The sequence below is a fragment of the Halomonas sp. IOP_14 genome, from assembly GCF_021021315.1.
Lineage (GTDB): Bacteria > Pseudomonadota > Gammaproteobacteria > Pseudomonadales > Halomonadaceae > Vreelandella > Vreelandella titanicae.
Genome location: NZ_JAINWD010000072.1, coordinates 1 through 9,857 on the forward strand (window position 1 = coordinate 1; position 9,857 = coordinate 9,857).

The following is a 9,857-nucleotide window of genomic DNA, read 5'->3' on the forward strand; positions in this document are numbered from 1 at the left end:
TGTTCCGCCTCACGCCTCACGCCTCACGCCTCACGCCTCACGCCTCACGCCTCACACTAACGTGCGGTTTTCCGGCGTTTTATGTCAGAATGCACTCCTCAGGAGGAATGCCCATGACTCAGATGCGCTGGGAACAGTTACTTTCCCCACGTCGTCTTCACGATCAACGCTCAACAAGTACCCGTGAAATCGGTCGTAGCCCGTTTCATAAAGATCACGACCGTATTGTTTTCTCAGGTTCATTTAGACGCCTAGGGCGCAAGACCCAGGTGCATCCGCTAACCGAAAACGATCATATCCATACTCGCCTAACTCACTCGCTAGAGGTTGGCTGTGTAGGTCGCTCCTTGGGCATGATTGTGGGGGAGTTGCTGCGCGATCGCCTGCCTGAATGGATTACGCCTGCTGACCTTGGCGTCATTGTCCAAACAGCGTGCCTGGGACATGACATCGGGAATCCCCCTTTTGGCCATGCGGGAGAGTATGCAATCCGTGATTGGTTTCAGCGCGCTCAAAGCAGTGGCCTGTTAGAAGGCCTTTCAGACGCTGAGCGCGAAGATCTGTTGACCTATGAAGGCAACGCCCAGGGTTTTCGGGTGATTACCCAGATCGAATATAACCAGTTTAATGGCGGTATGCGGCTTTCTGCGGCCACCTTGGGTGCATTGCTTAAATACCCTTGGACGGTTCGTTATGGTGGTCGAGCGGGCAAGTTTGGCGCCTATCAGTCAGAGCAGGTGCTGCTCAAAGAGGTGGCTGAAGCGGTAGGGTTGTTGCCCCAAGGCGAGCAGCGCTGGTGTCGCCATCCACTGGCGTGGCTGGTCGAGGCGGCAGATGATATCTGCTATGCCCTGTTGGATCTGGAAGATGGTTTGGAGATGGGCATCTTGCGCTATGAAGAGGTTGTCGAAATACTGCGCCAAATTGCCGGAGAGTTTCCGCCCGAGTATGCCGAAATGCAAGATCGTAATGTGTCACAGCGGCGCCGCATTGCACTGCTGCGAGGAGCTGCGATGGAGCGCGCGGTCAATGATGTTGGCACGGTGTTTGTGCAGCACGAGCAGGCCCTGCTGAGCGGCACACTCAGTGAGGATCTGTTGGAGTTGTGCCACCCTGACCTGGGATGGGGCGTTCAAGCGGCGAAGCAGTTGGCTCGAGAGCGCATTTTCCAGAATGAGCGTAAGGCGAAGCTCGAGATTGGCGCCTATACGACACTGGGTATCCTGTTGGAAGCCTTTATTGGCGCTGCACACGAGCTTCACCACACAGGGCACTCATCGTTTAAACACCAGCGTGTACTGGCCCTGATAGGTGAAAACACGCCCCTGCCATCTTGGTCACTCTACGATAGCTATCGGCGAATGCTGGACTTTATCGGTGGGATGACAGACCACTACGCGGTGGATCTAGCCCAGGAGATGGGCGGCCGACTGCGCGGTGATTGAGTACTGTTTAATTAAACCGAAGGTTGGCTCAGGTGCTTCAACTCCATCAACTGAGCGCGCTCAAGAAGCACATTAATGACCTTGTCATGGATGGCATCGTTGAGTGGGCCTGGGGTCAGCTCGGTCAGCTGCTTAGCAAGCGTGTCCCCGCTGACCACTAAAATATCAGGAGCGGCTTCGCTGTTATCTATTTTCCAACCCGGCAGCACCAATACGCCCCGTACCGGGACGGGCACGCCACAGCGCCGCTCTAACCAGTGAGTCAGCCAGTTAACCCCTTGGCGAGTTTTATGCAGTGGCCGACGCTCTTGCCAATGGGGGAAGCGCAACCGTTCGCGTTCCACCGCGACTGTATTGAGCTCATTGCCATCGGTGCCGATAGCGAGTGTTCTTGCCCGTGTCTCAACCACAAATACGCCATGGGGCGTTACTACGACGTGATCGATCGTGAAGCTATCGGTAGGCACATCGTGAAATACATAGTAAGGGTGTGCATCAGGGCGGACTAAGCGCTCCAGCTCTTGGCCAACGGCGAGCTCACAGGCTAAGCCTAACTTTAGCCGTCGGATACGCTGATAGTCGCGTACCAGCAATAATGAAAAAGTCAGTACCAGCAACGTACTAAGTAGCCCATACAGCGCCCACTCAACCCAATCCTGTTTATCCACAAACAACATACGGCCCATTCCGTAAACTAGCGGGGCGAGGCTGATAATGGGCCCTAATGCACCGTTTAAAAAAAGGCTGGAAAACGCTTGGTCAAGGCGGTGCCGTAGCGCTTGGCCCGGCTCATGAAGGGGGACGTTGAAGGGAGAGTGAACGCGAGCATCGTGCAGGCTGCGCAGCGCGAGGACAATACTGGCCATTGCCGCCATGGGGAATAAAAAAATTAGGGGTAGCACGTATTCCAGCCAAGCCATTGCAGTGCCTTGCTCTATAGAGACTTACCCAATGGTAAGCCCCGATGGAAAGTTATAGTGGCGTAGAGGCTAACCCCCAGCGAGTTTAACTTGGTAGCCAAGGGCGCTTAACTCCTGACGCAGGGTGTCTCGGTGGTCGCCTTGAATTTCAATAATACCCTCTTTAACTGCCCCACCCGTTCCACACCGCTTTTTAAGCGTTTTAGCTAACGTTTTAAGCTCTTCGCCAGGCAGAGGAATGCCACTGACGGTGGTTACGCCTTTACCTTTACGGCCACTCGTTTCGCGGCGAATGCGTACTACGCCATCAAGCGCCGCCAGCCGCTGCTGTTCGCTCAGATCATCGCAGTGGCAGTCATTGAGTGGCTCGCGGCAAGTGGGGCAGGTTTTGCCATGTTCGGTGGAATAAACCAGCCCACCGAGCTGGTCTCGTAAAGAGGCCATTTTTATCCTCCAATTGAGTGTTGGGGCACAGGGGTTTGCCAATACTCACGGGTGAGTCGCTCCACTACAGCGGGTAGCTGATACATATTACTAATCATGATAGCGTTTTCAGGCGTTGTCTCGGCATCCGGGAAACGGTTTAAGTGGATCACCGTCATTCCCGCCTGAAGCGCCGCGCGTACGCCTACTAAGGCATCGTCTATGGCAATGCAGTCATGCGCTGAATAGCCCATGATACTCGCTGCGTGTAGATGTAAACAGGGTTCGGGCTTCCAGCAATTAGCGGTATAGCCACTGAAAAAACGTTTACCGAAGTAGTGGCTGAGCCCTGTCGCTTCTAAAGCCGTATGAATTTTGCTTTCAGGTCCATTAGAAACCACTGCACTGGGATAAGCCGCCAGAGTATCCAGCGCTTCTTGGGCGCCGGGGATGGTGGTCAGCTCTTGGGCAAGCCGGGTGGCTAGATTGGCTCGCATAGAGACTTCCATGCGGTCAAGCTGGTCAGGGTCAACGTTACCGTAGCGTTGTTGCAGTTCAGCAACGATGCGTCGAAAGCGCGCTCCACGAAATTCGCCAAGATAATCAGTAGACGCGAAAGGCAGGCCTACTGAATTGAGCCCGGCAGCCATCTCTTCAGCCAGTAGCGGCTCACTATCGACAAGAGTGCCATCACAGTCAAACAGCAAAAGTGGGAGCGGCATTGTGGTTCCTTGCAGCGGCTGATGCACTGCCAGTGTTAGTTGAAGCCATCCATACTGCTATTGAACGGGATTTTACGTCATTTGTGAACACTGTTTTGTTATTTTTTGCTTGCCTGAACGTGACTCTTGAGCCAGCTTAAATGGCTACACTCATTTTACTGGCTACTGTTGTAGGCCATCTAGCGTCAGCAGACGCAGTAGTACAAGCGATGGAAATGTCTCAGCTGCGCTGAAGAGATAGTGGGGATGCACTATTCTTTCATAACCACGACATGGAGAATGCCTAATGCGATTAACCCCTTGGTTTCTACCCTTTGCACTTAGCGCTGCCTTATTAACGACCACTGGCTATGTGTTTGCTGATAATCATGCGTCTGAGGGTGAACAGCACGAACCTCTGGATGATGAAGCCCTTGAAGAGGAGTACGGCATTAAAGCGGGATCAGTAAAGCGTAATGAAGGTGAAGGCGCTTCTTCTAGCGATTCCGAAGGCGCTGATGAGCAGGCACGCGTCCGTGAAGAAGAAGAGGAAGAAGAGAAAAACGAAGAAGTAGCCACTAGCGAGGGCGAAGCTGACGTCGAGTTAGAATCGGGTGAGAGTGAAGAGCGAAACCCAGAGGCGGGCACGGGCGGCACTGGCAGCCCAGAAGATGCCATTCATAGCAGCGAAGAAGAGAATAGCGAAGATGACGAGGATGGCACCGACGATAATGCATAACGTCAGTGCCTAAGCGTTACTTGGCGAGTCGGCGCGAGTTAGCGCTACTACGCTGATGGTAAGGCTTCATTGTGCGCTGGCTGGTCACCCACCAGGGAGCCTGCTTGCCGCTCATTGAGTTGAGCAGCGCTTTTTGCATGACGAGGCCAGCTTCCATGCTGGCCTCGAGTTTTTCGGTGACCATACGTTGATTTTCTTGCATCATTTTGGGGCTGAAAAACGGCTGTGTTTGCCATAAATGATTTCGCATAGTGATCGTCGACAAAGACGTCGACCATAGCTCAAAGGCCATGATACCGACTTTCCATATATCGAACATCGCTACCGGGGGAGTGGGCATTAGGGGAAGGGAAGTTGTGGGTTTCATCAGCGTTGTGGCCTCCTTGCTGGAACACGAGACATCGTGACCTCATCTCCAGTGTTAGCGCATCTATGCTGCATTGCAATATCTATTTAATTAGCCACAAAAAAAGACGACCGGTTGGTCGTCTTTTTCGAAAGTGGGCCAATTACAAGCTTATTTTACCTTGGGAGCCAGTTCGCCGCGCTCATAGCGCAGGAACATCTCTTCCAAGCTGATCGGCTTAATCTTACTGGCATTGCCGGCCGTACCAAAGGCTTCGTAGCGGGCGATACATAGATCGCGCATCGCGGTAACGGTCTCTTTCAAGAACTTACGTGGGTCGAATTCTGACGGGTTCTCAGCCAGGAAGCGACGCACGGCACCGGTAGACGCCAAGCGTAGGTCGGTGTCGATGTTGACCTTACGCACGCCGTGCTTAATGCCCTCAACGATCTCTTCGACTGGCACGCCGTACGTTTCGGGGATCTCACCGCCGTGCTGGTTAATCACTTCCAGCCACTCCTGGGGAACAGAAGAAGAGCCGTGCATGACCAGATGGGTGTCCGGAATCCGCGCGTGGATCTCTTTAATACGCTGGATAGAGAGCGTGTCACCGGTAGGCGGCTTAGTGAACTTGTAAGCGCCGTGGCTGGTGCCAATGGCAATCGCCAGTGCGTCCACATGGGTCGCTTTCACAAACTCTGCGGCTTCTTCTGGGTCGGTAAGCAGTTGCTCCATATCCAGCTTGCCTTCCGCGCCAATACCGTCTTCTTCACCGGCCATGCCGGTTTCCAGGCTGCCCAGGCAGCCCAACTCGCCTTCGACGGAAACGCCACAGGCGTGAGCCATTTCCACCGCGCGGCGGGTAACATTGACGTTATAATCGTAGTCGGTGGGCGTTTTACCATCTTCACCCAGCGAGCCATCCATCATCACCGAGGAGAAGCCGAGCTGAATAGAACGCTGGCAGACCGCAGGGCTGGTGCCGTGATCCTGGTGCATGACCACAGGGATATGCGGAAACTCTTCGACGGCCGCCAAAATCAGATGGCGCAGGAAGGGCGCACCCGCGTACTTGCGTGCACCGGCAGATGCTTGCACGATGACCGGCGAATCGGTGGCATCAGCGGCTTCCATAATGGCGCGCATCTGCTCAAGGTTGTTGACGTTGAACGCCGGAATGCCGTAACCATATTCGGCGGCGTGGTCGAGCATCTGGCGCATGCTGATCAAAGCCATGAAGTTACCTTATCTATGTTGTAAAGACTGGGTTGTCAAAATTGGGTTTAAAGACTGAGCTACCAGTTTGAACGATGGTGAGTGTTTAGATTCAAGTCGTGTAATGTTAACCGCGTTTGGCGGCGGCTTCGAGTGCAGCAACGGCAGGCAACTGCTTGCCTTCGACATACTCAAGAAAGGCGCCGCCACCGGTTGAAATGTACGAAACGCGATCCGCAATGGCATATTTATCAATGGCCGCTAAGGTATCGCCGCCACCGGCAATAGAGAAACCTGCGCTATCAGCGATAGCCTGGGCGATTACCTGGGTACCTTTACCGAATTGGTCGATTTCAAAGACGCCGACAGGCCCATTCCATAAAATAGTGCCTGCATCCTTAAGCATGCTGGCCAAATGTGCAGCGGTGTCTGGGCCAATATCCAGAATCATCTCGTTATCAGCCACCTGATCGACCGGCTTGACAACGGCCTTGGCCGACTCAGAAAACTCGGTGGCAACGACAACATCGGTAGGAAGTGGAATCGAGACTTTCTCCATCAGTGCTTTGGCTTGGCCCACCAAATCAGCCTCATGGAGTGATTTACCGACATTGTACCCCGCGGCGGCAATAAAGGTGTTGGCGATACCGCCGCCGACAATCAGTTGATCACATTTATCAGCCAACGCGGTGAGGACATCCAGCTTGGTAGAGACCTTCGAGCCGCCGACGATGGCTGCCATGGGCCGAGCCGGGTGTGCCAGCGCTTTCTCAAGTGCATCGAGTTCCTGGGCAAGCAAAGGGCCAGCGCAGGCGCTAGGGGCAAAACGCGCCACGCCATGGGTAGAGGCTTGGGCACGGTGGGCGGTGCCAAAAGCGTCCATCACAAAGATATCGCACAGCGCGGCGTACTGTTTCGCCAACTGCTCATCATCTTTTTTCTCGCCGCTGTTAAAGCGCACGTTCTCTAGCAGTACGACGTCGCCATTGGCGAGATCCAGCGTTTCGCCGACCGTTTCACCGAGATAGGCTTTGATCAGCGGCACTGGGCGGCCTAACAGTTCACCCAAGTGCTCAGCCACCGGCGCGAGGGAAAACTCCTCGGCGGGTTCACCTTCGGTGGGGCGCCCTAAATGGCTCATCAACATCACCTTCGCCCCAGCCTTTGCGGCGGCTTGAATGGTCGGCAGTGCGGCGCGCAGGCGGGCATCGCTGGAGACGCGGCCATGTTTGATGGGCACATTCAAATCTTCACGAATCAGCACGCGTTGTCCTTCCAGGGGAAGGTCAGTCATCTTTTTTACATTCATGGAAGCGGTTTCCTCGTGTTTAGGCCGTGGAACTCAATATAAACAGTTAATGCAAATAGGTTACGTTTCTGTCGAAAGTCTGGCCAGTCGCTGGCTAATATCCAGCATACGGTTAGCGAACCCCCACTCATTGTCGAACCAGCACAGCAGTTTGATAAGGCGCTTGCCAGCCACTCGGGTTTGGGTAGCGTCCAGGATGCCTGAGCGAGGGTCGTGATTAAAATCAACCGACGCCATGGGCGCTTCAGTATAGCCAAGCACGCCCTTTAAGCGCTGCTGACTGGCGGCCAGCAGCAGGTTATTTACATCGTCGCGGTGAGTGTCGCGGCTGACGGTGAGTGCCACGTCCATGGCAGAGACATTGATAGTGGGAACACGTACGTGCAGGCACTCAAAGCGGTTCGCAAGATTGGGCATCAAGCGGCTAATACCCAGCGCCAAGCCGGTATCCACCGGCACAATGGAGTGCATTGCCGAGCGGGTCAGACGCAGGTCGGTCTGGTGGTAGGCATCGATCACCGGCTGGTCATTCATCGCCGAATGAATCGTCGTGGTGACACCGTGCTCAAGGCCGAGAGCTTCATCCAGAACGGTCAACAGCGGCACCAGGCAGTTGGTGGTGCACGAAGCGGCAGAGAGTATGCGCTGGGAAAGCGCCAGCTCGCCTTCATTAATGCCCCACACAATGGTGGCATCGACATCATTTTCCGCTGGCTGGGAAAACAGCAGCCGCTTAGCGCCTGCCGCTAAGTGCAGCTCAGCGGTGGCACGATCTTTAAAGCTCCCGGAGCACTCCAGCACCAGATCCACATCAAGCGCCTTCCAGGGTAACTTGTGTGGATCTTGTTCGCAGAGTACCTGGATGCGCTGGCCGTTGACGATAAGGTACTGACCGTCGTTATCGACGTCACCGGGAAAGCGGCCATGGGTGGTGTCGTAACGGGTTAGATAGGTGATGGTCGCGAGATCAGAGAGTTCATTAATGGCGACCACTTCAAGTTCGGGGTGTCGCCGCTCGACGAGCGCCCGCAACACGCATTGGCCAATGCGTCCGTAACCGTTAATGGCGATGCGATACCTGGGAGCAGAATTAGCCATGCAGAAGGGTGGCTCTTAAAAGTGAATCAACAATAATCGAAATAGGCTAGAACTCGTTGTGATGATAACGTATTTCAGCGGACGATTCTTATTAACTGCCGGTGCCTATCAGCTGCCCATGCTTATTAATCGCCAGGCGAGTGGCAGCAGTACTGCGGTGAAAATACCGGTAAGGCTCATGCCCAGTGATGCAAAAGCCCCAGCGGTGGGGCTGATCTCAAATGCTCTTACCGTGCCAATGGCATGGCCGTTAAGCCCCAGGGCGAAACCGATCAAGCGCTCATCGTCAATATGCAGCCAACGCGCAGCGAGGCTGACACAGGGAATCGTGATCACCCCGGTGACCAGCAGCGCACCCAACAGCAGGGCTACCGTACCACCAAGCTGTTCCGTAATGCCGATAGCGATAGGCGCGGTTACCGATTTAGCGGCAATGGAAGCGAGTATGGTGTCCGAGCTGCCCAGTAACCAAGCAATTGCCAGTGAATAGCAAGCTGCCAGCGTTGCGGCGATGGGTAAACAAATCGCCAGCGGTCGCCATAATTCAACAATCCGCGGCAACTGTTGATAAAGCGGCATACCCAGCGCCACCGTGGCTGGCCCCAATAGCACCGTTAGCCAGGTGGCCCCCTGCTGATAGGTAGCGTAAGGCAGCCCTATCAGCGCTAACGCTCCCGCCAGTAGCAGCGCCGCGATCAAAATAGCGGGAAGCCAAGAAGGGCGCTTTAAACGCTGGAACAGAGCGCTACCAAGTAAGTAAGCGGTGAGCGTTAACCCCACCGCAAACAGCGGGGTGGTGGTTAATAGAGTAAGCAGCGGTGTATCAGCGGACATTGGGTTGCCCGATTAGTCGCTTGAGCAGCCACAGAGTAGTAACCACACTGAGTAGCGTGCCTACCACCAGGGCGATTAGGATAGCCGTCCACTGACCGGCCAGTTCACCGATGATGAAAAATACCCCCACAACCCCGGGCATAATCAGCATAGCAAGGAGCGCAATAAGCGGCTGGGCGGCAGCGGCAATGCTGCTAGGGACACGGCCACGGACGGCGAGCGTAGCGCAGAGCAGCAACATGCCGATCACGCCTGACGAGATCGGCAAAGCGGTGAAGTGGATTACCACTTCACCGATAAGCCAGTAGCTAATCAGCCATAGAAAGCCACTGAGTGCTGGCATGGCTTAGCCGAGTAGTTCGTTGGCTTGCTTGACCACATTGTCGACGGTAAAGCCGAAGTGCTTGAACAGATCCCCCGCTGGTGCGGATTCACCGTAGGTGGTCATGCCGATCACGCGGCCGTCAAGACCCACATACTTGTACCAGTAGTCGGCATGGGCGGCTTCGATGGCGATACGCTTGGTCACCGCCTTGGGCAACACGCTCTCACGGTACTCGGCGTCCTGGCCGTTAAAGCGATAGGCCGAGGGCATGGAGACCACGCGTACCGCTTTGCCCTGCTGCTCGAGCTCGGCGGCGGCGTCCATGGCCAGGCCGACTTCAGAACCGGTGGCAATCAGTATCAACTCGGGCGTTCCTTCGCTGTCCTTAAGAACGTACGCACCGTTCTGAATGGCTGCCAACTGAGCTTTAGTGCGCTGCTGGTGGGGCAGGTTCTGGCGTGACAGCACCAGCGCCGTGGGGCCAGAGTGACGCTTGATGGCC

The 9,857-nt window shown here is 55.0% G+C and carries 12 protein-coding genes; 2 read left to right on the forward strand and 10 right to left on the reverse strand.

Annotation, left to right across the window (positions count from 1 at the left end):
* The first annotated feature begins 113 nt into the window (after positions 1-113).
* Complete coding sequence (locus tag K7H09_RS23750; RefSeq protein ID WP_039860938.1) at positions 114-1,445, forward strand: deoxyguanosinetriphosphate triphosphohydrolase; 1,332 nt, start codon at positions 114-116, stop codon at positions 1,443-1,445.
* Between the two features lie 11 nt (positions 1,446-1,456).
* On the opposite strand, the gene K7H09_RS23755 is transcribed toward K7H09_RS23750, so the two are convergent.
* The 3 genes from K7H09_RS23755 to K7H09_RS23765 form a co-directional block, all read right to left on the reverse strand.
* The gene (locus tag K7H09_RS23755) at positions 1,457-2,365 is read right to left on the reverse strand and encodes a nuclease-related domain-containing protein (RefSeq protein ID WP_009288695.1); all 909 of its coding nucleotides are present in this window, start codon (positions 2,363-2,365) and stop codon (positions 1,457-1,459) included.
* A gap of 69 nt (positions 2,366-2,434) precedes the next feature.
* Positions 2,435-2,809 (reverse strand): translation initiation factor Sui1, encoded by a 375-nt coding sequence (locus tag K7H09_RS23760; protein WP_027958965.1) that lies wholly within the window; start codon positions 2,807-2,809, stop codon positions 2,435-2,437.
* Positions 2,810-2,811: 2 nt separating this feature from the next.
* Positions 2,812-3,510, reverse strand: coding sequence for an HAD family hydrolase (locus K7H09_RS23765; protein ID WP_027958964.1), 699 nt, complete (start codon positions 3,508-3,510; stop codon positions 2,812-2,814).
* Between the two features lie 286 nt (positions 3,511-3,796).
* On the opposite strand from K7H09_RS23765, the gene K7H09_RS23770 reads away from it, so the two are divergent.
* Complete coding sequence (locus K7H09_RS23770; protein WP_041159553.1) at positions 3,797-4,228, forward strand: hypothetical protein; 432 nt, start codon at positions 3,797-3,799, stop codon at positions 4,226-4,228.
* A 16-nt stretch (positions 4,229-4,244) separates the two neighbouring features.
* On the opposite strand, the gene K7H09_RS23775 is transcribed toward K7H09_RS23770, so the two are convergent.
* The 7 genes from K7H09_RS23775 to K7H09_RS23805 all read right to left on the reverse strand — a co-directional run.
* A complete protein-coding gene (locus tag K7H09_RS23775; RefSeq protein WP_027958962.1) occupies positions 4,245-4,595 on the reverse strand; it encodes a hypothetical protein in 351 nt (116 codons plus the stop codon).
* 150 nt (positions 4,596-4,745) lie between these two features.
* A complete protein-coding gene (fba, locus tag K7H09_RS23780; RefSeq protein ID WP_009288694.1) occupies positions 4,746-5,810 on the reverse strand; it encodes a class II fructose-bisphosphate aldolase in 1,065 nt (354 codons plus the stop codon).
* A 106-nt stretch (positions 5,811-5,916) separates the two neighbouring features.
* Complete coding sequence (locus K7H09_RS23785; protein WP_041159554.1) at positions 5,917-7,098, reverse strand: phosphoglycerate kinase; 1,182 nt, start codon at positions 7,096-7,098, stop codon at positions 5,917-5,919.
* Between the two features lie 60 nt (positions 7,099-7,158).
* On the reverse strand, positions 7,159-8,196 hold the full coding sequence (locus K7H09_RS23790; RefSeq protein ID WP_041159555.1) for a type I glyceraldehyde-3-phosphate dehydrogenase: 1,038 nt from the start codon (positions 8,194-8,196) through the stop codon (positions 7,159-7,161).
* Positions 8,197-8,304: 108 nt separating this feature from the next.
* Positions 8,305-9,030, reverse strand: coding sequence for an LrgB family protein (locus tag K7H09_RS23795; RefSeq protein ID WP_041159556.1), 726 nt, complete (start codon positions 9,028-9,030; stop codon positions 8,305-8,307).
* A complete protein-coding gene (locus K7H09_RS23800) occupies positions 9,020-9,373 on the reverse strand; it encodes a CidA/LrgA family protein (RefSeq protein WP_041159557.1) in 354 nt (117 codons plus the stop codon). The genes K7H09_RS23795 and K7H09_RS23800 overlap by 11 nt, the downstream gene beginning before the upstream one ends.
* A 3-nt stretch (positions 9,374-9,376) precedes the next feature.
* Positions 9,377-9,857 (reverse strand): transketolase-like TK C-terminal-containing protein (locus K7H09_RS23805; RefSeq protein WP_330165627.1); only part of this gene is annotated, 481 nt, incomplete at its 5' end.

Coding starts and splice junctions, on each gene's coding strand:
- K7H09_RS23800 (WP_041159557.1), bottom strand. CDS start 9,373: ATGCCAGCACTCAGTGGCTTTCTATGGCTGATTAGCTACTGGCTTATC.
- K7H09_RS23775 (WP_027958962.1), bottom strand. CDS start 4,595: ATGAAACCCACAACTTCCCTTCCCCTAATGCCCACTCCCCCGGTAGCG.
- K7H09_RS23770 (WP_041159553.1), top strand. CDS start 3,797: ATGCGATTAACCCCTTGGTTTCTACCCTTTGCACTTAGCGCTGCCTTA.
- K7H09_RS23785 (WP_041159554.1), bottom strand. CDS start 7,098: ATGAATGTAAAAAAGATGACTGACCTTCCCCTGGAAGGACAACGCGTG.
- K7H09_RS23755 (WP_009288695.1), bottom strand. CDS start 2,365: ATGGCTTGGCTGGAATACGTGCTACCCCTAATTTTTTTATTCCCCATG.
- K7H09_RS23795 (WP_041159556.1), bottom strand. CDS start 9,030: ATGTCCGCTGATACACCGCTGCTTACTCTATTAACCACCACCCCGCTG.
- fba (WP_009288694.1), bottom strand. CDS start 5,810: ATGGCTTTGATCAGCATGCGCCAGATGCTCGACCACGCCGCCGAATAT.
- K7H09_RS23760 (WP_027958965.1), bottom strand. CDS start 2,809: ATGGCCTCTTTACGAGACCAGCTCGGTGGGCTGGTTTATTCCACCGAA.
- K7H09_RS23750 (WP_039860938.1), top strand. CDS start 114: ATGACTCAGATGCGCTGGGAACAGTTACTTTCCCCACGTCGTCTTCAC.
- K7H09_RS23790 (WP_041159555.1), bottom strand. CDS start 8,196: ATGGCTAATTCTGCTCCCAGGTATCGCATCGCCATTAACGGTTACGGA.
- K7H09_RS23765 (WP_027958964.1), bottom strand. CDS start 3,510: ATGCCGCTCCCACTTTTGCTGTTTGACTGTGATGGCACTCTTGTCGAT.